A 26,066-nucleotide genomic window follows, 5' to 3' on the forward strand; every position below is an offset into this window, starting at 1 on the left:
ATGTGTATAATGCACGGATATTCAGTGCATCCAATTTGAGCAAGCCTGAATAATTTCAGCAAAGGATAGCAGATATGAAAGCAGCAATCGTAGTAGAAGCAGGCAAGCCGCCCGTCTATAGTGATTTCAAGGAGCCAGTCGCAGGCGAGGGCGAGGTGATTGTCAAGGTGATGGCTGCAGCGCTCAGCCCTGTGGTCAAAAGCCGTGCCTCGGGCAGGCATTATAGTTCCGCAGGCAGCCTGCCATTTGTGGTGGGCATTGATGGCGTAGGGCGTCTGGAAGATGGCAGCCGCGTCTATTTTGCCCTGCCGCAAGCGCCCTTTGGCAGCATGGCTGAAAAGACCGTAGTCAGGGCTGCGCAATGCATAGCCCTGCCAGATGCGCTTGATGATATCAAGGCGTCAGCCCTTGCCAACCCTGGCATGTCGGCCTGGGCCGCCATGCAGGAGAGGGCAAAGCTGGTGGCAGGCGAAACCGTATTGATCAATGGCGCAACTGGCTCAGCAGGCCGCCTGGCAGTGCAGATTGCAAAGTACCTGGGCGCCAGCAAGGTGATTGCCACGGGCCGCAACAAACTGGCGCTGGAGGCGCTGCAAGCCATAGGTGCAGACGTGGTGATCCCTCTGGGCGATGATAAACAAGCCATGGAAGAAGTCTTCAAACAGCAGTTTGCCGGGGGCGTAGATGTGGTCGTCGATTACCTGTGGGGACAGAGCGCAGAATTGCTGCTCATCGCCGCCGCCAAGGCAGGCAAAGAAGCCGTGCCCGTGCGCTTTGTGCAGGTGGGTTCGGTCAGTGGCGAAGACATCAATTTGCCCAGTGCGGTATTGCGCTCATCCGCCATCGTGCTCATGGGCAGCGGCATAGGCAGCATCCCACCCCAACGCCTGTTCAAATCGATAGGCGAAGTCTTGCATGCTGCCGTGCCAGGCGGGTTTGATATTGCGGTGGAGACAGCACTCTTGTCTGCGGTGGCAGAGAACTGGGGCAAGGATGCCAACATGCCGAGGTTGGTGTTTACTATGGATTGAGGCTTTGGCGAAAGTTGCGCCTACGCTAATCTGCTTGAACAAGCGCATTGTTTACCGTATCTTTGTTGCCTGTATCAATGACACAAGCGGTGGATACCAGCATGGAAATCAGTTTTGCAAAATACCAGGCACTCGGCAATGCCTATCTGGTTGTGGATGCCTCTGCCATGGAAATTGGCACGGACGAGATCAGGCGTCTGTGCGATTTTCGTACTGGCATAGGCAGCGATGGTGTGTTGTTTGGCCCCAGTTACCCGGATGATGCCGACTTTGGTTTGCGCATCATCAATCCAGATGGCAGCGAGGCCGAGAAGAGTGGCAATGGCTTGCGTATATTTTGCCAGTATCTGTACGACCAGGGGTTGGTTGGCACGCAGGTGTTCACTGTCAAGACCCGGGGCGGCATCGTGCGGGCCAGGGTTTTTCCTGAGCAGCAGTTGGTGGAAGTGTCGATGGGGCAAGTCAGTTTCGATTCAGCACAGATACCCGTGGCAGGGCCTGCGCGTGAAATCCTGCTGGAAGAAATCGCTGTTGGTCAACGCAGTGTGCAGGTGTCTTGCGCGACCATAGGTAATCCGCATTGTGTAGTGCTGACAGATACGTTGGGAACAGAGCCTACCGAAGCCCTTGCAAGAGAATTGGGCCCTTTGCTGGAACATCATCTACTCTTCCCTAACCGCAGTAATGTGCAGTTTTTGCGCGTGCTTGATCGCCAGAATATACAACTCGAAATCTGGGAACGTGGCGCAGGTTACACCCATGCATCCGGCAGCAGCAGTTGCGCCGCTGCCGCCGTGGCGCACAGGCTGGGGTTGGTTGATGCGAACCTGACGGTGCGCATGCGGGGTGGCGACATCACGATTGCCATCTCGCCTGATTTTGAAGTCACGATGACAGGGCCTGTGCAGGTGGTATGCCGTGGCGAGCTTGTAACGCGGGAGTCAGTCCGACTTACTCGCCGCAACAAATGACGCCCACATCGTATCGTACTGTATCGTAACTTTCTCTTGCGCTCCGTGGTAGCCTGACCTATCGTATTGTTAGATCACGAATTTTTGCAAGACACAAGAACATGCGCTCAACCGTCCTTTTCGATATAACAAAGACTGCCTATGATGTGACGCTGTTTTTTAACGCCGGGTTCGTCCTTATTGTGATTGCTTGCTTGATGCTTTTTGTCGATGCATGGCGAAAGCGCCGTGGTTATCCTTGTATGAATTGGCGCCGCCGGGGAGCAGAGTCTGGACCTGCTTTCCCGTTCAAGGTCATGGGTGCAGGTGCGCTGCTCAGTGTGCTGATTATTGCAAAAACATATTACGATTACGCGTCATTGCGTTCGGCCTACGAGAGCAGAAGCTGTGAATTGATTGATGGCACGATAAAGAATTTTCATCCAGGCCTGCATGCGAAAGGCAAGGGAAATGAAAGTTTTGACGTTGGCAATGCCCACCTGGCTTACTCAGCTTTTGATTCCTCACCCGGTTTTCACCAGGCCGCAGGCAATGGCGGGATCTTGAGAGATGGTCTTCACGTAAGGATGCAGCGCTGTGGCGCAGATATTGCATGGCTTGAGACGATAGAAAATCCCTGATTCAGCATACGCCTCACAACACCACCTGAGATCATCACACGTTCAGATCAATGTTTTCATTGGGGATGGCGCTTTGATGTGTCTTGCGCTTTTCAACTTCGATGATTGCAACTGCGACCAAAATCTCCCACTGTTTTCAAAATAGTAATACACTTCTGCCTTTGATACGCAAACTGTTGCTGGCATGGATGCTTATATTCATTCCATTGTTTTCGCGGCCAGCTTCATGCACAACATGCACCATGACGCAACATGACGCAAACAAAGCACTTTAAGGAAATTGATGATCAAAGTCACGCAACTACAATTTGAGTATGGCAAGAAGCGCGTCTATGACGACTTTTCGCTGGCGCTGGACAAGCCTGGTGTGTATGGCCTGTTTGGCCGCAATGGCAGTGGTAAATCGACGCTGCTGAAGATTTTGTCGGGTTTGCTGTTCCCGCATGGCGGGCAGGTGGAGGTGCTGGGCTACAGGCCAGCAGCGCGCCTGCCGACCTTTTTGGAGCAGGTGTATGTCGTGCCGGAAGAATTTCATCTGCCCGATATCAGCATGGCCGTGCTGCAAAAGACGCATGCGCCGTTTTATCCGCGTTTTTCAGGCAGTGATTTTGCGCAGTATGCCGATATCTTTGAAATCCCGCGTGACAAGGGTTTTGCTGCGATGAGCTTGGGGCAAAAGAAGAAGGCCGTCATTGCCTTTGCCCTGGCAACGCACACGCCCCTGCTGCTGATGGATGAGCCCACCAATGGCCTCGATATTGTCGGGCGCTCGCAATTCAAGACTATCCTTGGTGGCAAGGAACATGCGAACCGTACCGTGATCATCAGCACCCATCAGGCGCATGATCTTGAGAGCCTGATGCACCATGTGCTGTTCGTTGATGGCGGCAAACTCGCCCTGTCAGCCAGTATGGCGACGCTGCAACATGCCTTGCAACTCGGTGTAGCTGATAGCCAGGCCGATACAGTTGGCAGCATTTACCTGGAAGCGTATGGCCAGCAATGGGCATATATTGCGCGCAATACCACGGGTGAGCCGGGCGCTGTTAATCTCGAATTATTGTACAAGGCGCTGAGCATCAATAAACAGGGTGTGCTGGATGCGGTGGCGAATTATCGGCAACCTCAATCCCAGCTTCAGTCTCAATCTCAGTTACAAGCTGCCAAGGATTTGCAATGACAGATTTTTTTGACATACAACGTTTTGGCCGCCTGCTGCGCGCCCACTGGGCCGAGAGCTGGCGGGAATATGCATGGTTTTTCGGGGCCCTGGTGGGGCTGGACCTGGTAGTGATGGTGTTGACAGTTTCTCTCGATGGTTTGCGTAGTAATTATCAGTTCACTTACGGTGGGCAGGCATTCTGGTATATGACGGGTCTCTGGGGTTCAGCATTGATTTTTGCGTGGCGGCATTTCAAGTACCTGCAAAACCCTGGTGCCTGTCTGATTGCCTTGATGCGCCCTGGCTCGGTATTTGAAAAATGGCTCATGGCTTTTCTGGTGATAGGCATCCTGTACCCGCTGACTTACAGCCTGCTGTATGTGGCGATACATTATCCCGTGATCCAACTGGCCAAGGCGGTGACGGAGAATTTGACAGTCTGTGAGCATTGCAGCAAGGATTTCCGATTTTTCTTTCCCTTTGTGACGACCAGCAATGCCACGGGCGTTGAGGAAACGCACCTTACCCAGGCATTTTCCTTTTTGCTGCTGTCATTTGCACAGGCGCTGGTGGCTGGTGGCGCGGTTTACTTCAGGCGTTCGCCCGTGTTGCGCACGGTACTGGCGACTTTTTTCCTGGGCATACTGACGCTGCTGATGGGGATTGCTCCGCAAACCGGTATATTCATGAGGGATTACCGTTACACCGAAGATTACATTTATACGCCGATGGAATATGCACTTTCTATTGGCCTGTGGGTAGGTGTACCCGTGCTGTTATGGATTGCACTTTATTTTCATATCAGGGAAAGGGAGGTGGCATGATGTCGCGTCATTTTTCCAAAGCAGGCATCTGGCTATTTGCGTTCGCCTTTGTCTGGTATCTCGCTGGCAATTATATGCTGGGTTATTTGAGCAAAGAGCGGCTGGCTCAAGCCGAGATCGTCCATGTCAAGGAACAATATGCTGACCTGGGCCAGCATACCAGAGTAGTGATCGAAACTCAGCTTGCAATTCATTGAGGTGTCAGAAAGATCAAACTCATCTTTGAGCCTGGCATGACGCAGGCAAAAGTAGCCAACCCGAATTTGCAGATTGCTGTCAGCATGCAAGCGGCTGCTGATGCCTTTTACATCCGATTAAATTCGAGCAAATCGGACTTGAGACATTACAGGTCTGAGGAATTGGAAATCCGTCTCCCGGTGAATGTAAGAAGGCTGGAGCTTACCGGTGCTTCAAATGCAGAAATCTCGGGCAGTTTCACAGCACCTGATACCTCGCTGGAAGTGCTCGTCCGTGATTGCGACTCTCATATAGAGGTCGATAGTTTGAAGGTCAACCAGCTCAGGCTGGTATCTGCCTGTGTATCACCACCAAAAAAAGAATGCTGTGCTATCACTTATTCTGTAAAAGAAGGCGCGCAGATCAATCAACTCGACGTGCAGATGCCTTTTGGTGATCTGGATGTACATCCAGGGCGCTTGCCACAGCAAATTTTGCTGGACCTGGGTGAAAATGTAAAAATAACCGGGAAACCAGAATTTTTCAGATTGGCGCGTTTTGACAAGGAAAAATAAATGTCAGTCATTGACTTCATCGTTTAATTATTTGCATTTAAAAAACTGTCATGAAAATACATAAAATTTGCATACTTGCATCGGTCATTTTTTTGTTTAGCAATATGGCCTTGGCGCAATGTGAAAATGAAGAAGCTGTACGCGTCACGGCTGCGAAAATGAAAGCGGATATCTCTGCCAATAAAGCGCAACAGAAAACAAGGCTTGATGAGACTCTGCAATCATTTAATGTGAAGACAGATGCGCTTGGATGGACAAAAGTACAGAAATCTGAATTCTTAAAGAAAATGCAGGAGAACGGACAATACGTATATCTCAGCCTGAAGCTTCAAGAGCAGCAACTTTCCGTGATGATGGTTCAAAATGAATTAGGAGCAAAAGATGTCAAGGATGATCCAGTGCAAGCATGTACTGTCGCACTGAAATACATTCCTTTGTTCCTCAAGATCACTGAGTTGAATGAAGAGTTATTTGACTTCATGAAGAAGAAAATTGAGGCTGTAAAGTAGCCAGTAGGGTGCGTCTTGACGCACCATTTTTCTCTTTGATCCATCCTGATGATTGACGATATGGTGCGTCAAGACGCATCCTACAAAAAAACGACGCCATGCAGTTTGCAGGCGTCGTTTTTTATTGTTCCTACGCGCGTAACGCATGAACCTGGTGATCGGTTGACAGGTGACATGCCGTTTAGAACAACAACACTAAGCCCCACGTCCTGTGGTTTTTTGCGTCAACGCAATGTAGTCGGGCGGCGTTTTTGGCTTACGTAGCGTGACTACGAGACGCAAAACGAAACGCAAAACGAAGTACAAAACTTAGCAAGCAACCCAAACATAAAGAGGGAAATATCATGAACAAACTGATCACCGCCATCATCGCTTCCACAGTTGTTATGGGTAGCGCCTTTGCACAAACACCAGCTTCCGCATCTGCTACTGCTGCTTCCAAGCCAGCAACAGCCGCAGCAGCAGCGAGCGTAGCGAAATCTGCACCAGCAGCCAAGGTAGTCGCCGCTTCTGCATCATCCAGTGCTTCTGCAGTAACACCGCCAGCATCTGCTCCTGAAGCCAAGCCAGTAATGCATACAGGTGAAAAAGCTGCCAAGCATACCAAGCACACCAAGAAAGAAGCAAAAGCAGCAGGCGCATCTGCAGCAGCCAGCGCAGCATCGAAATAAGCATCAAATAAGCATCAAATAAGTATAGCTTCAGATTGCATACCGGCAGCCAGACGCTGCCGGGCAATCAGGCAAAAACCAACAAATCGCTCACAGAAAATTAAGGATTATCACCATGAACAAACTCATTACCGCCCTGATCGCTTCCACAGTTTTGATGGGTAGCGCATTTGCACAGACACCGGCAACTACTGCAGCAACTACGCCAGCAAAAGCAGCAACAGTTGCAACAAGCACAGCAACACCAGCTGGCAAGGCAGTAACGACTGCAATGGCAACAAACACCACGGCCGCAGCTACATCTGTAACAACGCCTGCAACTGCGCCGGCAGTTACACCAGCAACGCCAGAAGTCAAAACTGCAGCAGTGGAAAAAACAGCAGAGAAACATGAGAAGCATGCCAAGCATGTCGCCCATGAAAAGCATGCGAAGGCAAAAATTGAAGTGAAGACAGATGCGAAAACTGAAGTCAAGCCAGAAGTAAAAGCCGAAGTCAAAACTGACACAGCTAAAGTCGCCACAGCAGGCACAGGCAAGACAGCAACACCAGCAACAAAATAAGTTGCAGGGTTTTTAGCAGCAGGCAATATCAGGTCGTAAAAAAAGACGCTTCATCATTCGCGATGAAGCGTCTTTTGTTATGCGCAACAGATGAGCCTGGTATCAGCGCGCCGATGCCACCAACTTGATCCCCAGCGCCATCATGACACCACCGGCAACGCGGTCCAGCCATTGCTTGTAGCGCAGATAAGTAGTGCGCGGTTTTTCTGAAGATAAGGCAACGGCGACTATCGCATACCAGCTGGCTTCTATGATGAAGACACAAGACAGCAGCAAGACATCAAAACCCAGGCTTTGCGTGGCGGGCATGAAGGCGGCAAACACGCTGGCATACACGATCGATGTTTTTGGATTGCTGACCTGGGTAGTAAAACCCAGTAACAGTGATTTGCGTAAATTGCGTTCACCCGATGCTTCAGTAACAGCAATCTGCAAAGGCTCAGCCGCACCACGCCAGATTTTAAAGCCCAGGTATGCCAGGTAAAGCCCACCCAATACCTTGAGCGCGATAAACAGCACAGGCAAAGCCAGCAACACACCCTGCAAGCCCAGCAAGGCCGCCAGCGCAAACAGTGTACCACCCATGCCCATGCCTATCGCAGCACTGACGCCCTCGGCGCGGGTAGATGCCATCGCGGTGCGGGCTATCATCACAAAACTGGGGCCGGGGCTGACGACGCCGACAGTGAGTGCGGCGCAGATGCCGAGCAGGGGAGTGAAATTTTCCATGGGTGTCCTTGGCTGTTGGGAGATGGATGCGTAATTTTACAGCAGACGCCATGTCGACTATATGTTTGCTGCAAAATGCGGTGCAGGCCGCATACGGCAAAGATATTTTTCCTGGCGATACGGCATTCATGTTATGGCATACCTTATGCCGATGAGAGCATGTCGCGCATGCCCATTACACGTGAGCGGCTTACGCGCTTATAGCAACCTTTAAGGAGTACGACGGACGCCACTAAATTCCAGCCTGCGCTCACTGCTGTCCAGAATAATGTCCTTGACAAACAATAACGAGTAAATTCCCTCCCTTTCAAGGGGAGGGTTAGGGTGGGGATGGGTTTCAGTCGATTGGTTGTAAATGATTTTGCTACAGAAACCCATCCCCATCCCAACCTTCCCCTTGAAGGGGAAGGAGTTTCAAGCATGATCGCTGACAAAAATTATTCAATTGCAGAATTAAGTCTTCGACGTAGAAGACTCGCCGGGACGCTGTTCTTACTTGACTCTCCGAATGAGTCAAGATAATTATTCCGGACAGCAGTGAGCCTGCGCTGGAATGACGACTTTGCATGCACGGCTGTATTGAAGCCGGGAAATTCGACCGACGTTTGTAATGTCATCCCAGCGGAGGCTGGGATCCATGTGAGTAAAGTCCGTTGAGGTAGCTTGACTGCCAACTTGTAGGGTGCGCCGTGCGCACCGTTTGTGTTTCCAATTCGCTGAATAAAATCAACGATGTTGCGCACGGCGCACCCTACAAGAAAAATTTACTCCGCCAACTTGCGATATACAAACTCCGCCAGCGCCACGTCTTCCAGCCCTACACCTATGGCCTTGTAGAGAATGATGTCAGATTCATTGCTGCGTATGCCTGTGCCTTGCACCACGTCAGTCATCTCCAGCACATCGTCCCAAGCAAAGCTGTTCTGGTCGCACAGGAGCAAATCACCTGCTTCATAGGCCGCCTGTTTTTTCCATTCAACGACGATCTTGCTGGCACGGCGTATCAGGATGTCATCGACTTCGCGGGTGTCAGGTTTGCTGGAACCGATGGCGGCGACAAAGGCACCGGGTTTGACATCATTGCCATCAAACAGCGGTGTGGCTGATCGTGTAGCGGTGAGGATGACGTCGGCCTGGCTGGCGGCTTCAGCAGCGCTGGTGGCGCGGGCGGGGATGCCGTATTGCGTGGCGATGTGCTGTGCAAAAGCGTCCTGGCCTTCTATGCCGACCACCAGCACTTCTTTGAAATTGCGCACGGCCAGCAGGGCGGGGACGTGGGCGCGGGCCTGTATGCCGGTGCCAAAGATGGCCAGGGTGGTGGCATCTTGCCGCGCCAGCTTGTCGGCAGCGACGGCGGTGACGGCAGCGGTGCGGAATTCTGTCATGGTGTCGCCTTCCATCACGGCCAGCAGGCGGCCATCGTCAGCCGCGAAAAGCACAATCACGAACGTGAACCTGCCATTGATGGTGGAATAAATTTTGGCACCAGCAGCATTCAGCCCGGGGATGACGGCACCCATGGCGCTGAGCTTGGTTTTGCCGCTGTCTATGCGTACCCGCTCCTGCATAGCACCTGCGGTCGCATAGTGGGCAAAGGCCTCGCGCATGACGGTGATGGCGTCCTTGACTGTCAAAAGTGATGCGACTTGTTCATTAGTGATGACTTGCATGTGGTTTCCTTAGAGTCTGTTGAAAAATTAACCTGGCGTTGTTGCGCCTCCTTGTCGTACTAAAGTACTGCCTGCGTCGGCGACACCTAGCCGGGGGCGCCTAGCCATCTTAATTTTGCAACAGCCTCTTAATAGTGATAGGGGCTGGCGTCAATCGCATTTTGCTCGCCGTCGATTTGTTGGGCCAGCAGTTCGGCGCTGCCGCAAGCGAGGGTCCAGCCAAGTGCGCCATGGCCTGTATTGAGATAGAGATTGCTGACCGGTGATGCGCCTATGATAGGGATGCCAGTGGGCGTTGCGGGGCGCATGCCTACCCAGGGGCGTATTGCATCAGCGTCTGCACTGATGGTGACACCAGGGAAGAGCGCTTGTGTTTCTGTGAGCAGGCTGCGCGCGCGTGCCGCATTGATCTGCATGTCGTGGCCGACAATTTCTACCCGGCCTGCCACACGCAGGCGATCACCTATGCGGGCATAGACGATTTTTCTGGCGCTGTCGGTAATGCTGACGCTGGGCAGGCTGGCATCAGCCGCTGGCGCATCCAGCGTGATGCTGTAGCCCTTGAGCGGATACACGGGCAGGTGCAAGCCAGCCCTGGCAGCCAGGGTGGCAGCATGCGAACCATTTGCCAGCACATAGGCATCTGCACTGATATCGCCCTGGCTGGTTTGCAGCGCCTGCAGTTTGCCTGCCTGCACGAGCATGCCATTGACCTGGGTGTGGTACAGGAACTTCACCTTAGGATAATTGTGTATCAATGCCTGCGACAATTGTCTGCAAAAGCGCGCACAGTCGCCAACATCTTCAGATGGCGTATAAACGCCGCCCACCCAGCGGGCGGCTGCATGTGCCAGCGCAGGTTCTATATCGAGACAAGCCTGGGTTGATAAAACTTGCTGCTCACAACCCAGTTGCGCCTGGTAAGCGACTTGCGCAGCCGCAGCCTTGAGCGCAACATCAGATGAATACATGACCAGCTTGCCTGCCTGGCGCAAATCAAAATCCAGCGCCAGTTGTGCCTGTAGATTCGCCAGACAGTTGCGGCTATAGAATGCCAGGCGCAACAGCTCTGTCGTAGTCTGCCGCGATTTGCGCTGGTTGCAGGCGAGTAAAAAACTGCACAACCATTTCCATTGCGCCAGCTCAAGGGCGGGGCGCCAGCTTAAAGGCGAATCGGGGTTCAACAGATAAGAAGGCATGCTGGCCCAGACTGAGGCATCCGCCAACGGCGCAACATAAGAGTAACTGAGCTGCGCCCCATTGCCAAAGCTGGCACCTTCTCCGGCACCGTCATGCGCCTCGACAATGCTGACATCATGGCCACGCCTTGCCAGTGCGTAGGCGGTGGTGAGGCCGATGACACCTGCGCCGATAATACAAACTTTCATAGTGGTCTTAATGAGTACTGAATAAGTGAAAATAAATTAGGCGCTGATCGCAGCCAGGTGGCGTGCAGCGCTTTCCCTCGCCGCTGCAAGCAGGGCAGTGAACAGGTTTTTTTCGCTGGCATTGACGCGGTATTCAGGGTGCCATTGCACCCCCATGCAAAATGATAGCGACGGCACTTCTATGGCTTCCACCACGCCATCATCGGCCACTGCTGCCACCTTGACCTTGTCGGTAGAGGAAGCGACGGACTGATGATGCAGGCTGTTGACTTCGCAGTTTTCCACACCCAGAATCGCCCGCAACTTGCTGTCCTGGCGGATGTGGATGGCATGGCTGGCCAGATCGCAATCTTCCGCCTGCTTATGCTCTATGCTGGTGGCAATGTCAGAAGGGATGTGCTGCAGCAGTGTCGCACCCATCTCAACGGCAATCAGTTGCATGCCACCGCAGATGCCCAGCACTGGCATGTCACGTGCAATGGCGGCACGCAGCATGGCTTGTTCAAAGGCGGTGCGGTCTTCCTTGAGTGCCATTTTTTCAGGATAGCGGGCGGGCATGCCGTACAGGGCAGGATCGACATCGAACATGCCGCCGGTGATGAGCAGGCCATCGATCTGGTCGAGGTAAGTCTCTACCGCATCCATGTCATAAGGCAGCACCAGCGGTACGCCGCCATTGTCACTGATTGCTGCGCAATAATTGCGGCGCACAAAGAACAGGGCTTCGATATCGCTTGCGGCAGCGCTGCGGTCGGGGGTGATGCCTATGCGGGGCGGTGGAGAGCTGGTCATGGGTCTTGTTTTGATTGTTTTTGATGGGTTTGATGTTGCCATCATCCCTGTTCAAAATACTTAACGCAAACCATGAATTCTATGTTCTGGCATTAGTTTTTCTAATGCATGGGATTGTTTGATTTTTTTGAGCGAAGAGCTGTGTTACCAGATGTTTAAGTTTTTTCGTTTTCCAATTAACTTGCAAGCTGCGCGGCGGATTTTTTTGGACTCCTTCCCCTTCAAGGGGAAGGTTGGGATGGGGATGGGTTTCTGACGCAATATCATTTTCCGACAATCAACCGAAACCCATCCCCACCCTAACCCTCTCCCTTGAAGGGGAGGGAATTTTCATGGCATTTTATACTCGAAAATTATTTCGAAGAACTATTAACGTCAATATCATCCACCGGCACATCCAGCCCCGTCTTCACCCTGCTCATCGCCACAAGGGTTTTGAACCGTTTGACATTATTGCTTTCAAAGAAAAGCTGGCGGGTCAGCTCGGTGTATTGCGCCATGTCGCGCACGATGAAGATCAGGACAAAATCACATTCGCCTGCAACGTAATAACATTGCTGCACCTGAGGGCAGGCGAGAAAGGCGGCTTTCATGGCGTCGAGCAAATCCATGCGTTCGTTTTCCACCTCCACTTCGACGACGATAGTCAGCGGGTAGCCTAGTGCATCGGGGCGCAGTTGTGCGCTGTAGCGTTCTATGACCTTGTCGTCACTCAGGCGCTTCAGGCGGCGGTTAACTGCGGCGGTGGAGAGATTAACCCTTTCTCCCAAAGTGCTTTGTGGCAGGCTGCTGTCTTGCTGGATTTCCGCCAGCAGGCGGCGGTCAAAATTGTCCAGGGTAGTCATCTATGGTTCTGTAATCTCATTTTATGCAAAGAATTTGCGTATATCTGCGTCATTTTCGTAAATCTTACCACCGGTTGCGGAATATTATTTCAGTCGATCTTACCCCTAATGTCAGGAACAAGCATGCTGTTATCCAACCCACACGCTGTACGCCGGCCTTATCCTGTTGATCTTGCAGCCATCATGAACATAGAGAGTGCACAGCAAAGCCAGCGCTGGCTGGCACCGTGGGCAGAGCTGGCCCGCGCTGCAACGCCGCTGTATGCCTTGCCTGATCTGGCCGGTAAATTGCAGGTGGGGGCCATTCATGTCAAGGATGAATCAGTCCGCTCGCCACTGGGCAGTTTCAAGGCACTGGGTGCGCCTGTCGCGTTGATCAGGCAGGTTTTGCGGCTTTATCCTGCGCAGGATATTGTGCCTGAGCAGGTGCTGGCAGGCCGTTATGCACATCTGCTGCAAGACTACACCGTCATCAGCGCTACCGATGGCAATCACGGGCGCAGCCTGGCAGCGGCTGCCCGTTCTGCAGGCTGCCAGTGCGTGATAGTCTTGCATGCGCATGTCAGTGCAGAGCGCGAGGCGGCAATTGCGGCCTATGGTGCCCGCATAGTGCGCATCAAAGGCAATTATGATGAATCGGTAACAGTGGCCGCAGAGTTGGCAAGCGCCAATGGCTGGCAGGTGATTTCAGATACCTCGTATGAAGGCTATGAAGATATCCCGCGTGATGTCATGCAAGGCTATGGCACCATTGCTGCCGAGCTGGTGGAGCAAGGTGCCGCGCATGATGGGAAAAGCGCTTATACCCACATCTTTTTGCAGGGCGGCGTCGGCGGTTTGGCGGCGGGAATTGTCAGCTATTTCTGGGAATTGTATGGGGCAAACCGCCCGCGCTTCATCGTGGTCGAGCCTGCGCAGGCAGATTGCCTTTACCAAAGCGCGCTGCATGGCCGGGCGAGCAGGGCACTGGGTTCTATCGACTCTGTCATGGCGGGCCTGGCATGTGGCGAGACTTCGCCTTTGGCCTGGCGTTTCTTGCAGCCTGCGGTAGATTATTTTTTGACGATAGAAGATGAACTCGCCATCCAGGCCATGCGCGTGCTGGCCGCAGGTAGCGAGGCGGATATACCCATAGCCGCCGGTGAATCTGGCGTGGCGGGTCTGGCAGGCCTGTTGAGCATTTGCAGCAACAAGGTCTGCATGAAGCAGGTGGGTTTGGATGCCAGCTCGAGGGTACTGGTCATCAATACAGAAGGCGCAACTGCGGCCACGGTATATCACGAACTGCTTGGCATATCGGCACATGCTGTACTTGCCCAACAAAATTCCTGGAAGGACAGGCATCATGAATGAATCATTGGAATCTACATTGCAGGCAGAATTGCTGGCCTGGCGCAAGCATTTGCACCAGCATCCAGAGACAGGTTTTGAAGAAGTGGCAACCGCTGATTATGTCGCCAGAGCCTTGCAGGACATGGGGCTGGAAGTGTATCGCGGCATAGGTGGCACCGGGCTGGTCGCCAGCCTGAGCGCAGGCAATGGCGCAGGTACTGGCAAGCGGGCGATAGGCTTGCGCGCCGACATGGATGCCCTGCACATCACCGAGAACGCGCCCGGCAGGCCACATGCCTCATGCACGCACGGCAAAATGCACGCCTGCGGTCACGACGGCCACATGGCCATGGTGCTGGGCGCTGCCAGGTTATTGACCGCCAGGCCAGACTTCAACGGCACGGTGCGTTTTATCTTTCAACCGGCAGAAGAACACGGGCGCGGCGCAAAGGCCATGATGCAGGATGGCCTGTTTGAGCGTTTCCCCGTAGCTGCGATTTTTGGTGTGCACAATATGCCGGGCATGCCTGCGGGCTCTTTTGCCACCCGCGCAGGCGGCATCATGGCATCAGAAGATAATTTCGTCATCCACATCAAGGCACGTGGCACCCATGCAGCCAGACCGCACATGGGCATAGACCCTATCGTCATCGCTTCGCAAATCGTGCTGGCCCTGCAAACCATCGTCTCGCGCAATCTTGATCCGGGTTTGCAGGCAGTGATCTCCTGTACTGAATTCATCACTGACGGCATCAGAAACGTGATTCCATCGAACGTCATCATCAAGGGCGATACCCGCAGTTATTCGCGAGAGGTGCAAGCGATGCTGGAACAGCGCATGCGCGACATCAGTGAGGGAATTTGCCACATGCACGGTGCAGAATGCGTGTTTGAATATACCCATGAATTTGCCCCAACTGTTAATTCAACTGAGTTTGTCGATGTCGCCACCAGGGCCGCTGCCAACATCGCGGGCAAAGACAAGGTCGATGCCAACGTGCAGCCCATGATGATTTCTGAAGATTTTGGCGCTTTCCTGCAAGTCGTGCCGGGTAATTTCAGTTTCATTGGCAATGGTGTGGCGCTCGACCAGGGCGGTATTCCCTTGCACAATGCGGGCTATGATTTCAATGACGAAATCCTGGCGACGGGTGCGCAGTATTTTGCTGAGATTGTCCGGCTGGATTTGAAGGCAGATTGAGGCAGCACAAGCTCAATCCGCCACCTTATCAGACGGAAACTGAAACGAATTTCGCAATAGTGCATTCATCGGCATATCCAGATTCACACCAGATGGCGGGATGGGGTTGTTGAACCATTTCTTGTATAGCTTCTCGACATCGCCGTTATAAATGATCCTGGCCATTTCTGCGTCCATGAGCTTTTTCAGTTCGACATCATTTTTGGAAAACATGATGGCATACGGCTCCACTGTCAGCGGGCTGGCGACGACCTGGTAGTCTGCCGGGTGCCGTGACATGGCCTTCAGACCATACAGCAAGACATCGTCCATCGCAAAGGCATCGGCCTTGCCGGTTTCAACATGGTGGAAAGATTCCAGGTCATCCTTCGCCTCCAGCAGGGTGATGCGCAAGGCACCTACATCATTACGTTCAGCTATCGATTTGGCATTGGTGGTGGCCGTGGTAGTGACGATGGTCTTGTTGCGCAAGTCTGCCCAGTTGCGTATGCCAGAATCTTTTTTCACGAGCATCTTCGCGCTGGCAATAAAATTCGCAATCGTAAAACCCACCAGCGCACGCCGCTCTGCAGTGTTGGTGGTAGGCCCGCATTCCAGATCCGCCTGACCCTCAATGATGGCCTTGAAACGGCTGGACGGTGTCACCTGCATATAGTCTATGCGCAGATCAGGCCGCTTCAGTTGCAGCTTGATGGCATCGACCAGTTTGAGGCAGATGTCCACCGTATAACCCAGGGGTTTGCCATGATTGTCCTTATATGAGAAAGGAATCGACGCCTCCCTGGTTGCCAGCACGATCCTGCCACTGCGGGTGATACGTTCCAGCGTCTCGCCCGCCATTGCTGAGTTGCTGATGCTGATAGCGGCCATCAAAAAAATGACTGTCAGTTTGCGGGTAGAGTGGGCCTGCATGAAATTTCCCCATCGTGTTCAAGATGCTGGCGATTGTGGGGGCTTGCAGCCTTGCTCAACAAACGAAAATTTCTAATCAGGCCTATTAGCAGGGCTATTGGGTTTTGCTGCCGCTGACGGCTGGTATGGCTACCGGGTCATTTGGAGTATCCACGATTGCCTGGGCCGTTGCTACATCTCTCTCGATTTCCAGTTTGACGATGGCACCGCTGCAATCAGTGATCCTGACTTGCAGGCCTTCCTTGATGGGGTCATTGTCACTTCCGCTAACATGAAAGGCGGCGGTATTAAGCCACCTTCGATAGGGGTAGTGTTTGGGCCAGACATCAAATGAACTTGGCGGGTCCCCCTTCTTTTTATGCAAAACCAGGTTCTCAATCTTGCCTTCGATGATTTCGCATTTTCCTGCATCATATTCAGCGCGCAGCTCTGTGTAGGCAAGATAACCGTCCCGAAATGCCACCCAGCTTGTGAGCAGGCCAATACCGAGAAAGAGATAGGGTAGAAAAGGGGCTGGTCTATCCGGGCGTGAACTCCAGCTATACGCAGGCAGGCCACGCCGCTTACGCGAGATATTGAGGGCGATGCCAACTACACCGATGCCCAGGGGAATGAGCGGGACAGGCGTCAGGAAATTTGTCCATACTTTTTGGGTCAAGTCAAAATACAGGGTGTAGCTCATGGTGAATTTGCGGTGTCTGGCATGTCTTGTATATTTGCTACATTGTAACAGGACGGCTGTTTTGAGTTGGATATGCCTTCAGGATGAATAGATAAAATCAGCCAGTCTTCATAGTGAAGATGTGACAGGGTGAATAGATAAGTGAATAGATTCGTGAATAGATTCTATGGTAGCTTGATTCGTTTATTGCAATAAAGCCTAGGCCTATATCCTCCAACCCGCTTTCAAACTTATAATCAGCCAAAACATCACACTCAGACTACGCCATGCGCACCCAAAAGCTTGTTACTCCCCTGGTTTTACATGCACTCAAATACTTTGATGCCGCAGCGCGCAACCTCAGTTTTACGCGGGCGGCGGCGGAGTTGCATGTGACCCAGGGGGCGGTCAGCCAGCAGATCAAGGGGCTGGAAGAGCAGATAGGGGCGCGCCTGTTCGTACGCATGACGCGCAGCCTGCGGCTGACGCGCGAGGGCAGTGAGCTGCACAGGGTGGTGAATCGCCTGCTGCAAGAACTGGAACTGCAATTGCAGGCGATACAACCGAGCCTGAACAACAAAAGCGTGGCAATACGTTCATCACCCTCATTCTCGATGATGTGGCTCATGCCCAGGCTCAGTGGTTTTGGGCGGCTGTATCCAGAGATAGAAATCCACTTGCGTGGTGAGCTGTTTGGCATGAGTGCGCTGAAGATGAGTGCAGAATCCATCGACATCCTGGTGCTGTACGGCCAGGGGCCAGACCAGAGTAACCACCATGCCAGCAGGCTGATGTCTGAATACCTGCTGCCGGTAGCCAACAGCGATTACCTTACGCGTTACCCGGCGCTGGCGCAGGCATCGGATTTTACCGGGCACATCCTGCTGCATGATGATTCACCCTGGGAAAATGCGCCGCCCTATGCCGAATGGGGCGAGTGGATGCGTATCGCTACCCAGTGCAATGACAACGAGGTGCAGGATTTTGTGCGCCACGGCCATCAATACAATCTCTCGCACCTCGCCATCAATGCCGCCACTTATGGGCAGGGCATGGCAATGGCGCGTACTTCATTGATACTCGACGAACTTGCTCAGGGTCAGTTGATACCTACCGTGCCTATCTGCGTCAAGGCCAGTGCGGCTTATTTTTTAGTTATCAATGAACATGTGGGTAATAAAAAGTCTGTCAACATCTTCAAAGACTGGTTGACCGAAGAGTGTCGCGAATTTGAAACACAGCGTAATGCCATTTTGTCAGGTATTGCCCGCCTGGTCTGATTTTCTGGCTTGCTGCAACAGCAGATCAAGCGCAATAGTATTACCCCTGCTAATCCATCTTTTCCCTCTTGGCCACCGTTCCTGCACAGGGCGTGGCCTGTCTTTACGCATTAGCTTTGCTAATTCATACCCTTAGAATTATTGCCTTGTGCAATGAGATGCGCCAGACAATCATTCATCACCGAAAGGCGAAACCGAAAACAAATACTTAAAACCCATACAGAGAGGAATACCTATGTCCACGACCATCAAACTCATCGTCGCCGCATCTTCTGCAGGCATCCTGCTGGCAGGTAATGCCAGTGCCCAGGACCTGCTGGTAAGAATAGGCCATGTCAGCCCCTTGTCCGGGCCATCTGCCCACATGGGCAAAGATACCGAAGAGGGCGCTCGCATGGCGGTGGATGAACTCAATGCCAAGGGCGTGACCATAGGCGGCAAGAAGGCCAAATTTGAATTGCTGTCAGAAGACGATGCCGGGGAACCAAAGCAGGCTACTACCGTGGCGCAAAAGCTTGTAGATGCCAAGGTCAATGGCGTTATCGGCCACATGAATTCTGGCACCACCATCCCCTCTTCAAAAATTTACAGCGATGCCGGTATCCCGGAAATTTCACCCTCGGCGACCAACCCTCAATACACGATGCAGGGCTACAAGACGGCTTTCCGTGTTGTTGCCAATGACGGGCAACTCGGCGGCACGCTGGGCCGCTATGCCGTGCAAATGCTGAAGGCAAAAAATATCGCCGTGATTGATGACCGCACCGCGTATGGGCAAGGCGTGGCAGATGAATTCGTCAAAGGCGCGACGGGCAAGCTCGCCTCTGCCAAGATCGTCTCGCGGCAATATACGACCGACAAGGCGACCAATTTCAGCGCTATCCTGACCACCATTAAATCGACCAATCCTGATTTGATTTTCTTTGGTGGTATGGATGCAGTAGGCGGCCCCATGCTCAAGCAAATCAAGCAACTGGGCCTGAAAGTCAAGTTCATGGGCGGTGACGGTATTTGCTCGACAGATCTGGCACAACTGGCAGGCGATGCCATCGGTGAAGGCAATGTGATTTGTGCCGAGGCGGGTGGGGTAGAAGAAGGCAAGAAGGCAGACCTGGTCAAGTTCAAGGCTAATTTCAGCAAAAAATATGGTCACGAAGTTGTGTTGAATGCGCCTTATGCCTACGATGGCGTGATGACCATGGTGGCTGCCATGCAAAAAGCCAATTCAGCCGAACCTGCCAAATACCTGCCAGAACTGGCCAAGATCAACCACAAGGGCGTGACAGGTGAAATCGCATTTGATGCGCGTGGCGATATCCGTGACGGCACCCTGACTTTGTACACCTATAAGGGTGGCAAACGCGAACTGATCGCGGTAACACATTAATCGTTTTGTGAGTACGCATGGCGCCTGCGCTGTCTGTATGCGCCATGCATGGAAAGTATCAAAGAGAGTATTAAAGAAAGACCCAGCCATGAGTTTGAGCACAGCACAATTTTTACCCGCATCCCAATACGGCATGTTCCGCAAACTGGCCAGGGTGCTCGAACATTTTGTCGCCGCGGCTCCGGCAGAGGTGAGGCTGGATCAACTGGCAAAACACTGTGGCATGAGCAAATATGCCATCCGCAAAATCTGCCTGCGCCTGCAGGATGAAGGCTTGATCGCCGCAGCAGAAAACAGCTTGCACTGGAACCTCGCCAAACCTGCGGGTGGCATCACGCTGGAAGACGCCTGGCGCATCAGCATGACAGATACATCGCGTGCCAGCACCACGGCACCGGTAACGGGCAAATTCACCACGGAAATGGATTTGCTCATCACCCAGGCCTTGTGGAATATAGACCAGAGCATCAGCTCGCACCTGCGCTGCGTGCAGCTTGACCGCGTCAGCCAGTCGCAAAGAACAGCACGCCGCTGGGGCAGGCGCGGCGTGCGCAAGGTCAAGAATTTTTTGTGAGACGAGCGAAAATTACCATTCGTAGGGCGCGCCGTGCGCACCGTTCTTGATCAACATATTGCTGGCATTTAAATCAAAAAACCGGTGCGCATGGCGCACCCTACCGGACGTCAAACACACATATCAGGTTAAGCCGCTCCTACAGTTGATAGCAAACCAGTAGGGTGCGTCTTGACGCACCGTTTTTCTACGCTTTCCTGATTATTGAAGATATGGTGCGTCAAGAAGCACCCTACAAAAAACGACGCCATGCAGTTTGCAGGCGTCGTTTTTTATTGTTCCTACGCGCGTAACGCATGAGCCTGGTGATCGGTTGACAAGCTACCTGCTGTTTAGAACAACAACACTAAGCCCCATGTTCTGTGGTTTTTTGCGTCAACGCAATGTAGCCGGGCGGCGTTTTTGGCTTACGTAGCAACACTACGGAATGCAAAACGAAACGCAAACCAAGCAACCTAAACATAAAGAGGGAAATATCATGAACAAACTGATCACCGCCATCATCGCTTCCACAGTTGTTATGGGTAGCGCCTTTGCACAAACTCCAGCCTCTGCATCTGCTACTGCTGCTTCCAAACCAGCAACAGCCGCTGCCGCAGCGAGTGTAGCCAAGTCTGCACCAGCAGCTAAAGTAGTAGCCGCTTCTGCCTCAGCCAGTGCTTCTGCTGCAGCACCAGCAGCATCTGCTCCTGAAGCCAAGCCAGCAATGCACACAGGTGAAAAAGCTGCCAAGCATACCAAGCACACCAAGAAAGAAGCAAAAGCAGCAGGCGCATCTGCCGCAGCCAGCGCAGCATCGAAATAAGTTTTAGTCAGAAATAATCAGTAATTTTTGAACACCTGCCGGCAGCACGCGCTGCCGGTGAATCAAGTAAAAACAAACAAACCGCTCACAGACATATTAAGGACTTTTACCATGAACAAACTCATTACCGCCCTGATCGCTTCTACTGTTTTGATGGGTAGCGCATTTGCACAGACACCTGCAGCAACAACTACGCCAGCAAAAACAAGCGCAGCACCTGTAGCAGTAACAACAGCAGTGACTACGACAGCCGCAACGACCGCTACACCGGCCGTAACGACACCTGCTCCAACTGGCAAGGCAGTAACGAGCACAGTGACCACTACCACTACAGCAGTAACGCCAGCGGTTGAGACTAAAACTGCAGCAGTAGAAAAAACTGCAGAGAAACATGAAAAGCACGCCAAGCATGAAAAACATGTGAAGGCAAAGGCTGAAGTGAAAACAGAAGTCAAGCCAGAAGTCAAAGCTGAAGTGAAAACTGATGCAGGCAAAGTTGCAACAGCAGGCACCAGCAAAACAGTAACGCCAGCAGTGAAATAAGTTTGCGGCGTAAGCCGTAAATAGATCAGTAAATTAAGTAGCAAAGAGAAACGCGCCATTGTGAGATGTGGCGCGTTTTTTTTGATCGTTGCCAGGCACTGGATACGCTTCATATTTGTGCTCAGACAAGCGGTGCTTTATAAGGCAGCCTACAGGCCGGAGTTGCAGCGGCAGGTACCAGCAAAGCAGTAACACCAGCCATAAACACCAGCCAGTAATACCAGCAGCAAAATAAGCAATGCGGCTTATGCCGTGTGCTGCGCAGGAAAGTAAAAACGCGCCCTCAATGAAGAGGGCGCGTTTTTTCACGCGATGCTATGTGGACTTGCTCAGGCTTGCAAGGCCAGTGACTTGATGTTGCTGTGTCTGGTATTGTGACTTGTGCTGGCAGATTTGCTGGCTTTTTTGATGGAATGCACGGTGGCATTCACTGGTGCAGTGTTGTCGCTGAGTTTGAATACGCTGACCAGATCTACCAGGTGATATGCCTGGTCTTCGAGTGAGCTGGCAGCGGCGGCGGCTTCTTCTACCAGTGCGGCATTTTGCTGGGTCACATTGTCCATGTCAGCGATTGCCTGATTGATTTGTTCTATGCCTTGTTGTTGCTCACTACCAGCGGCAGTGATTTCTGACATCAGGTCAGTCACACGCCGGATGGCGGTAACGACTTCTGTCATGGTGTTGCCTGCTTCATTGACCAATAAGCTGCCGCTATCGACTTTTTCTACTGAGTCATTGATCAGGGTCTTGATTTCTTTGGCGGCGCTGGCAGAGCGTTGCGCCAGATTGCGCACCTCTGAGGCAACCACCGCAAAACCGCGGCCCTGTTCACCTGCACGGGCAGCTTCTACCGCAGCGTTCAAGGCGAGGATATTGGTCTGGAAAGCGATGCCATCAATAACACTGATGATATCAACGATTTTTTTCGACGAATCATGGATCTGCACCATGGTCTCAACCACTTTGGAAACCACATTGCCACCCTTGACCGCGACCTGGGACGCGACGCAAGCCAACTGATTGGCTTGACGGGCATTGTCGCCATTGTGTTTGATGGTGGATGTCATTTCTTCCATCGAAGAAGCTGTTTCTTCCAGGGAGCTGGCTTGCTGTTCGGTGCGGGAAGACAAGTCCAGGTTACCGGATGCAATCTGACCAGAGGCTGTGGCGATAGTATCCGTCGATTGGCGTATATTATTGACCGTATTCACCAGGCTGTCTTTCATCTCGTTCATGGCCGCCAGCAGGCTGGTCTGGTCATTACCTCGCAACGCAATGTTGATGGAGAGATCGCCCGCCGCAATTTGTTTGACCACTTCTGCAGCGTATGCAGGTTCGCCACCGAGCTGGCGGTAGATATTTCTGATCAGTAACATGCCAGCGCTGAGCGCCAGCGCACAGCCCAACAGGATGGCGGCAAGCATGCCATTCTTAATATTGCTGTAATTGATTGCTGCGCCTTCGTATTCGGACTTGGCGACATCTACCTGCAATTGGCGTAGGGCGGTGATAGCAGCATTGATGTCTTTCTTGTTTTTGTCGGCCAATATAGTCAATTCTTTTGTTTTGAGCGCGTCACCTTCTGCCATCGCCTTCACCACGGGGGCAACGAATTGTGCTTCATATTGCGCGCGCAGTTGCGCAAATTTGCCTGCCAGGGTTTTTTCTTCTGGAGTCAGATAAGTGGCCATGTATTCAGCCCAGACTTGGTCTATGGTCTTTTGGTCCGCCAGTATGTCGGCATTGGCTTTCTTAAACTGCTCTGGTGTGGCTTCCACCAGAGCCAGGGTCATCAGGAAGCGGCTGCGCAAGAGCAGGCAGTCTATGCGCGAGACTTGTTCCAGTGCGACGGTGCGGTCTTCATAGACGGTTTTTAAACTGGCGTTGGAAGAGTTCATGCCAAACAGGCCAACCATGCCAACGGTGATGATCAATGCCGTCATCAGAGCGATGATGGCCAAGAGACGTGCTTTGAGTGTCATTTTCATTTATTTCCCCTTGTAGCCTCGCATGTGGCAAGGCACGACTTGTTGAATAACGGCGCACTATTCCAGCTTTTTTTGGGGACGAAGTGCAAAGGCAGCAATTGTTTGAGGCTGTCTGGCGTGGCGCTTGGTCTGGCTGGGTGCTGCGGTTTGCCGGGCTGTCGTTTCAGGTTTGGGGAAATTTTCCCGGCGCTTATTTCATTACACTTTCAGTGTGCCAATATCATAGCACCGCTTCATATTGAGTTTCCATGCAGAAACTATGATTTATCAATGTTTGACCTAGTTGAGATAGAGTTAACATTGTGATGATTTATCTACATCCTATGGCGGTGATGTGGGTAATTCAAGCTAATGCGCTCAATGATGATGCCACATTCTATTTGGGAGTTTTTTGTTCGGGCATATTAAAAAAAATTCAGTGTTGCCCGAATCGCCTGATCGCCTCATCGACGCTTGATTTGAAATCTGCAGGTGAGGGATCACCGCCACGGGTGCGGCCGTATCGCGTGTTATCTAGTTTTGCAGGAAAACTGGCCTGCAGTTCTTTTAATGCAGGCAAGGCGCGTCTGTCGCCTATGTCGGTTAATGTGTCAATAATATAGACCTGCATCCCTGGCTTGCTGCGATGCAGTTTATCAATCAGTGTATCGATGGCGCGATAGGATTTGGCATGTTTCAACGCCTCGATAGCGCTGAGCTGTACCAGCTTGTCACTGTCTTCCAGCAAGCTCAGCAGGGTGTCTGTTTCAGCCTGGCTTTGCGGGCCTCTCAGTTTTGATAAGGCGCTGGCTGCAAAATTGCGTGCCAGCGGTGATTTGTGTTTGAGTAAGTCATTTAGTGCGGGTCTCGTTGCTTCTGACTTAAAACTGCCAAATGCGTGGCAGATATCAACGATCTCTTCTGGGTCTGCATCATGCAACTTGTTTATGAGTAAAGGAATGGCGCGTTCGTCAGGGGCCATGGAGCTGACCATCGCCCTGAAGTTTTCTCCTTTGGCTGTCGTCAGGAATTTCTTTGTCTTCACCCATTTGTCTTCCATGGTTTGCAGCTCGCTTGCAAAGGCATGCTGGCGAAATGCCCTGGCTTCTGCAAGGGTATCAACTTCCATATGCTCAAACTCGCGTTTGTATGCGCCTGATTCATAAGAACTCAGCGTTACTTGCAGCAGATGACCAGGGCCACGGTACCGGGCTCCGGGTGTGCCATCTTCGACAAAGTAATGGAACAGAGGCGTGCGGTCTGAGGTTTTGCAGTCCAGGGCAATATGTTCTTTGCCATCAAACTGCAAAACCGGCAAGAAATGCAGGGGCCAGCCTTCGCCTTCCTGCCAGCCGACTTCCTTGTCTATGCGTTTGATCAGCTTGTATTGTTCCACCACCTTATCCAGTGGCAGCAATTCATACATGGGGATGAAATCCGGGATGCCATTGTGCCAGCGGTACATCGCTCTCAAGATCGGTGGCAGCTTGCACGGTAGTTGCTGCTCCAGGGCCGTGATCTCCTGATCAGAAATGGGCGCTGACGGCTGGATATTGTTTTTGGAGAACTGCTTGTCCAGCCTTGAAAACAACTCAGACAGGTTGGCATCTGCATCGGGCAGGCTCACATCAACGCTCGGTTTGATATCCGGTACCTTCCTGAGACCTGCGATAGAACTGATATCAGGTGTTTCAACACTGGTGTCGATTTTCTTGTCGCAGCCAGGTAGCAGGAGCAGGCTTGCAGTGGCGATGAGCAGGCGGTGAAGGAATTGCATGAGATAAAAGTGAGGGTAGGTGCAACTATATTCGCCAGCAGAGAGGACGTCTTTCAGATCAGCAGGCTTGCACTGTGCGCGACTCTGAGGGAGATATGGCGGGATATGGGGGCATGTCACCCCAATAAATGCGCCTAAGCCCCCACCCGGTTACGCCCCGCCTGTTTGGCTTCGTACAGTTTCTGGTCTGCCCTGGCGATGAGTTCATCGATGGTGTGCTGGTCGCCGGGTACGACGGCGGCTACGCCTATGCTGAAGGTGATGGTGTCGCTTTCTGCGACCTTGGTTGAACTGTGCGGGATGGCCTGGTCGGTGATGGCGCGCAGCATGGTTGCGGCCTTGCTGATGGCACTCTGCAGTTCGCATTCAGGCATGAGGCAGATGAATTCTTCGCCACCGTAGCGGGCGACGATATCATGCGGGCGTCGGAAGCCTGCCTGCAGGCAGGCTGCCACGGCTGCCAGGCAGGTATCACCCTGCTGGTGACCATAGGTGTCGTTGTACTGCTTGAAGCTGTCTATGTCTATCATCAGCACGGCCAGGGATTTGCCGTTGCGCTGGCAATGCCGCCATTCCCTGGCGATGGCCTGGTCAAAGTTGCGACGGTTGGCAAGACCTGTCAGCGGGTCGGTGAACACCAGTTTTTTGAGCAGGTCGCGTTGCAGCTTGAGGGTGACATGGGTGTGCACGCGGGCGCGCACGACGTCGGGGTTGACAGGTTTGCTGATGAAATCCATGCCGCCAGCCATGAGGGCACGTGATTCTTCGCTGGCGTCGTTCTGGGCGGTGACAAACAATACCGGGATGTCGGCTGTTAGTTCTTCATGCTTGAGCTGGGCGCAGACTTCGAGACCATCCATGTCAGGCATCATGATGTCGAGCAGGATCAGGTCGGGCGGGGTTTTCCTGCAAAAATCGAGGGCGCTCTGGCCGCTGGTGGCCATGAAGACTTCATGGTCGCTGGCAAAAATCTGGTGCAATGCCTGGATATTGATGACCTGGTCATCAACGATGAGTATGCGCGGCCTGTACGCTGCGAACTCAAGTTTTTCTGTCAGGTTGTCCAGAGTTTTTGTCAGGGGCATGTTTATACGTGTTGCT

Annotated in this window: 28 protein-coding genes; 17 read left to right on the top strand and 11 right to left on the bottom strand. The window is 52.6% G+C overall.

Translation table 11 applies throughout. From position 1 onward, the window contains the following. Positions 1-74 precede the first annotated feature (74 nt). The 10 genes from ACO0LN_RS11225 (at position 75) to ACO0LN_RS11270 (ending at position 7,102) form a co-directional block, all read left to right on the top strand. Positions 75-1,031: a quinone oxidoreductase family protein gene (locus tag ACO0LN_RS11225; RefSeq protein WP_422973716.1), complete on the top strand. Its 957-nt coding sequence runs from the start codon at positions 75-77 to the stop codon at positions 1,029-1,031. Between the two features lie 101 nt (positions 1,032-1,132). Further along, entirely contained in the window at positions 1,133-2,002 is an 870-nt protein-coding gene (gene dapF, locus ACO0LN_RS11230; RefSeq protein WP_422973718.1) for a diaminopimelate epimerase, read from the top strand. 101 nt (positions 2,003-2,103) lie between these two features. Next, positions 2,104-2,622 carry a hypothetical protein gene (locus tag ACO0LN_RS11235; protein ID WP_422973720.1) on the top strand — a complete coding sequence of 173 codons (519 nt, stop codon included), beginning with the start codon at positions 2,104-2,106 and terminating at the stop codon, positions 2,620-2,622. 283 nt (positions 2,623-2,905) lie between these two features. After that, a complete protein-coding gene (locus tag ACO0LN_RS11240; RefSeq protein ID WP_422973722.1) occupies positions 2,906-3,802 on the top strand; it encodes an ATP-binding cassette domain-containing protein in 897 nt (298 codons plus the stop codon). Beyond that, positions 3,799-4,608 carry a hypothetical protein gene (locus ACO0LN_RS11245; protein ID WP_422973724.1) on the top strand — a complete coding sequence of 270 codons (810 nt, stop codon included), beginning with the start codon at positions 3,799-3,801 and terminating at the stop codon, positions 4,606-4,608. The genes ACO0LN_RS11240 and ACO0LN_RS11245 overlap by 4 nt, the downstream gene beginning before the upstream one ends. Then, the gene (locus tag ACO0LN_RS11250; protein ID WP_422973726.1) at positions 4,608-4,805 is read left to right on the top strand and encodes a hypothetical protein; all 198 of its coding nucleotides are present in this window, start codon (positions 4,608-4,610) and stop codon (positions 4,803-4,805) included. The genes ACO0LN_RS11245 and ACO0LN_RS11250 overlap by 1 nt, the downstream gene beginning before the upstream one ends. Positions 4,806-4,841: 36 nt before the next feature. After that, positions 4,842-5,360, top strand: a complete 519-nt coding sequence (locus ACO0LN_RS11255) for a hypothetical protein (protein WP_422973728.1) — start codon at positions 4,842-4,844, stop codon at positions 5,358-5,360. A gap of 50 nt (positions 5,361-5,410) precedes the next feature. Beyond that, on the top strand, positions 5,411-5,869 hold the full coding sequence (locus ACO0LN_RS11260) for a hypothetical protein (protein ID WP_422973730.1): 459 nt from the start codon (positions 5,411-5,413) through the stop codon (positions 5,867-5,869). A 344-nt stretch (positions 5,870-6,213) separates the two neighbouring features. Beyond that, entirely contained in the window at positions 6,214-6,540 is a 327-nt protein-coding gene (locus ACO0LN_RS11265; RefSeq protein ID WP_422973732.1) for a hypothetical protein, read from the top strand. Between the two features lie 115 nt (positions 6,541-6,655). Continuing rightward, on the top strand, positions 6,656-7,102 hold the full coding sequence (locus ACO0LN_RS11270; RefSeq protein ID WP_422973734.1) for a hypothetical protein: 447 nt from the start codon (positions 6,656-6,658) through the stop codon (positions 7,100-7,102). A gap of 102 nt (positions 7,103-7,204) precedes the next feature. On the opposite strand, the gene ACO0LN_RS11275 is transcribed toward ACO0LN_RS11270, so the two are convergent. From ACO0LN_RS11275 to ACO0LN_RS11295, 5 genes are all read right to left on the bottom strand, one after another. Then, positions 7,205-7,831 carry a LysE family translocator gene (locus ACO0LN_RS11275; RefSeq protein ID WP_422973736.1) on the bottom strand — a complete coding sequence of 209 codons (627 nt, stop codon included), beginning with the start codon at positions 7,829-7,831 and terminating at the stop codon, positions 7,205-7,207. A 764-nt stretch (positions 7,832-8,595) separates the two neighbouring features. Continuing rightward, positions 8,596-9,501 carry an ornithine cyclodeaminase family protein gene (locus ACO0LN_RS11280; protein ID WP_422973738.1) on the bottom strand — a complete coding sequence of 302 codons (906 nt, stop codon included), beginning with the start codon at positions 9,499-9,501 and terminating at the stop codon, positions 8,596-8,598. A gap of 128 nt (positions 9,502-9,629) precedes the next feature. Next, complete coding sequence (locus tag ACO0LN_RS11285) at positions 9,630-10,889, bottom strand: D-amino acid dehydrogenase (RefSeq protein WP_422973740.1); 1,260 nt, start codon at positions 10,887-10,889, stop codon at positions 9,630-9,632. Positions 10,890-10,925: 36 nt separating this feature from the next. After that, positions 10,926-11,681 carry a gamma-glutamyl-gamma-aminobutyrate hydrolase family protein gene (locus ACO0LN_RS11290; RefSeq protein ID WP_422973742.1) on the bottom strand — a complete coding sequence of 252 codons (756 nt, stop codon included), beginning with the start codon at positions 11,679-11,681 and terminating at the stop codon, positions 10,926-10,928. A 353-nt stretch (positions 11,682-12,034) separates the two neighbouring features. Beyond that, a complete protein-coding gene (locus tag ACO0LN_RS11295) occupies positions 12,035-12,526 on the bottom strand; it encodes an Lrp/AsnC family transcriptional regulator (RefSeq protein WP_422973744.1) in 492 nt (163 codons plus the stop codon). Between the two features lie 123 nt (positions 12,527-12,649). Here ACO0LN_RS11295 and ACO0LN_RS11300 point away from each other — a divergent pair, with 123 nt between their 5' ends. Both ACO0LN_RS11300 and ACO0LN_RS11305 read left to right on the top strand, forming a co-directional pair. After that, positions 12,650-13,879 carry a diaminopropionate ammonia-lyase gene (locus ACO0LN_RS11300; RefSeq protein ID WP_422973746.1) on the top strand — a complete coding sequence of 410 codons (1,230 nt, stop codon included), beginning with the start codon at positions 12,650-12,652 and terminating at the stop codon, positions 13,877-13,879. 4 nt (positions 13,880-13,883) lie between these two features. Next, positions 13,884-15,059: a M20 aminoacylase family protein gene (locus tag ACO0LN_RS11305; RefSeq protein WP_422973815.1), complete on the top strand. Its 1,176-nt coding sequence runs from the start codon at positions 13,884-13,886 to the stop codon at positions 15,057-15,059. Positions 15,060-15,071: 12 nt separating this feature from the next. Here ACO0LN_RS11305 and ACO0LN_RS11310 read toward each other — a convergent pair whose 3' ends face one another. Beyond that, positions 15,072-15,971 carry an amino acid ABC transporter substrate-binding protein gene (locus tag ACO0LN_RS11310; RefSeq protein WP_422973748.1) on the bottom strand — a complete coding sequence of 300 codons (900 nt, stop codon included), beginning with the start codon at positions 15,969-15,971 and terminating at the stop codon, positions 15,072-15,074. A gap of 94 nt (positions 15,972-16,065) precedes the next feature. Beyond that, positions 16,066-16,653 carry a hypothetical protein gene (locus ACO0LN_RS11315; RefSeq protein ID WP_422973750.1) on the bottom strand — a complete coding sequence of 196 codons (588 nt, stop codon included), beginning with the start codon at positions 16,651-16,653 and terminating at the stop codon, positions 16,066-16,068. Positions 16,654-16,919: 266 nt separating this feature from the next. Here ACO0LN_RS11315 and ACO0LN_RS11320 point away from each other — a divergent pair, with 266 nt between their 5' ends. The 5 genes from ACO0LN_RS11320 to ACO0LN_RS11340 all read left to right on the top strand — a co-directional run bounded on the left by ACO0LN_RS11320 (position 16,920) and on the right by ACO0LN_RS11340 (position 21,221). Beyond that, complete coding sequence (locus tag ACO0LN_RS11320; RefSeq protein WP_422973752.1) at positions 16,920-17,912, top strand: LysR family transcriptional regulator; 993 nt, start codon at positions 16,920-16,922, stop codon at positions 17,910-17,912. A gap of 235 nt (positions 17,913-18,147) precedes the next feature. Continuing rightward, entirely contained in the window at positions 18,148-19,299 is a 1,152-nt protein-coding gene (locus tag ACO0LN_RS11325; RefSeq protein ID WP_422973754.1) for a branched-chain amino acid ABC transporter substrate-binding protein, read from the top strand. Between the two features lie 88 nt (positions 19,300-19,387). Continuing rightward, positions 19,388-19,873: a hypothetical protein gene (locus ACO0LN_RS11330; protein WP_422973756.1), complete on the top strand. Its 486-nt coding sequence runs from the start codon at positions 19,388-19,390 to the stop codon at positions 19,871-19,873. 478 nt (positions 19,874-20,351) lie between these two features. Further along, on the top strand, positions 20,352-20,678 hold the full coding sequence (locus ACO0LN_RS11335; protein ID WP_162042741.1) for a cell envelope biogenesis protein TolA: 327 nt from the start codon (positions 20,352-20,354) through the stop codon (positions 20,676-20,678). Between the two features lie 111 nt (positions 20,679-20,789). Beyond that, positions 20,790-21,221: a hypothetical protein gene (locus tag ACO0LN_RS11340; protein ID WP_422973758.1), complete on the top strand. Its 432-nt coding sequence runs from the start codon at positions 20,790-20,792 to the stop codon at positions 21,219-21,221. A gap of 33 nt (positions 21,222-21,254) precedes the next feature. Here ACO0LN_RS11340 and ACO0LN_RS11345 read toward each other — a convergent pair whose 3' ends face one another. From ACO0LN_RS11345 to ACO0LN_RS11360, 4 genes are all read right to left on the bottom strand, one after another. Next, entirely contained in the window at positions 21,255-21,530 is a 276-nt protein-coding gene (locus ACO0LN_RS11345) for a hypothetical protein (protein WP_422973760.1), read from the bottom strand. Positions 21,531-21,550: 20 nt separating this feature from the next. Continuing rightward, a complete protein-coding gene (locus tag ACO0LN_RS11350) occupies positions 21,551-23,209 on the bottom strand; it encodes a methyl-accepting chemotaxis protein (RefSeq protein WP_422973762.1) in 1,659 nt (552 codons plus the stop codon). Between the two features lie 415 nt (positions 23,210-23,624). Next, on the bottom strand, positions 23,625-24,965 hold the full coding sequence (locus ACO0LN_RS11355) for a HEAT repeat domain-containing protein (RefSeq protein WP_422973764.1): 1,341 nt from the start codon (positions 24,963-24,965) through the stop codon (positions 23,625-23,627). Positions 24,966-25,099: 134 nt separating this feature from the next. Then, positions 25,100-26,050, bottom strand: coding sequence for a diguanylate cyclase (locus ACO0LN_RS11360; RefSeq protein WP_422973766.1), 951 nt, complete (start codon positions 26,048-26,050; stop codon positions 25,100-25,102). Between the last annotated feature and the right edge of the window lie 16 nt (positions 26,051-26,066).

Source organism: Undibacterium sp. TC9W (genome assembly GCF_049339865.1).
Taxonomy (GTDB): Bacteria; Pseudomonadota; Gammaproteobacteria; order Burkholderiales; family Burkholderiaceae_D; genus Undibacterium.